Here is a 728-nt window from a genome sequence, read left to right on the forward strand (position 1 = left end):
CGGCGCCGCGGTGGATGCGCGGCTCGATCTGCACGGGGCTCACCCAGGCCGCCGCCCCACCGGCGCCCTGCGCCACTTCCTCAAGGAGGCCCAGGCCGGCGGGCTGAGCGTGGTGCTCGTCATCACCGGCAAGGGCGAGCGCGGCGCCGCCGTTGCCGATCGCGGAATCTTTGAGGGTGCGCGCGGGGTGCTCCGGCGCGCGGTGCCGCTCTGGCTCGCCGAGCCGGACCTGCGCGCGATCGTGGTGGGCTTCGAGGAAGCCGGGCGCCGCCATGGCGGCGAGGGCGCCCTCTATGTGCGCATCCGCCGCCGGCAGCCATGAGCGGAGCGCCGCAGCGCGGCTCCGAGCTCTTCCGATAACGCATTCGTGACGCAGGCGAATCGCTGTTAAGAGCCGGACACAGGCGGCAAGCAGGGAGCGGATCGTGGGGCGGGATGCGGTGCCAGCAAGCGATGCGTGCCGCGCGCCGCCCGTCGGCGCACGGCTTCGATGACCGGCGCGCCCTCTCTCCCTCCCGCACCGGTCCCGGGCGCCGGACGGGCCACCATCGCCGCGCTCGGCGTGGTGCAGATCCTCGCCTGGGGCTCGTCCTATTATCTGCTGGCCGTGCTCGCTCCCGCCATTGCCGCCGATACCGGCTGGCCGCTGCAAGGGATCATGGGATCGCTGTCGCTCGGCCTGCTGGTGGCGGCGCTGGTGGCGCCGCGGGTGGGGGCGCTCATCGGCG

Annotated in this window: 1 protein-coding gene and 1 pseudogene; both read left to right on the forward strand. The window is 74.2% G+C overall.

Annotation, left to right across the window (positions count from 1 at the left end; genetic code table 11):
* Positions 1–322, forward strand: a 322-nt coding sequence (locus tag AC2W7M_RS26735) for a Smr/MutS family protein (RefSeq protein ID WP_486136234.1), incomplete at its 5' end; no start/stop codon positions are given.
* Positions 323–490: 168 nt separating this feature from the next.
* Positions 491–728, forward strand: a pseudogene (locus AC2W7M_RS26740) (MFS transporter); the annotation flags it as partial.

The organism is Xanthobacter sp. BG11Y11_SDJG (genome assembly GCF_057364445.1).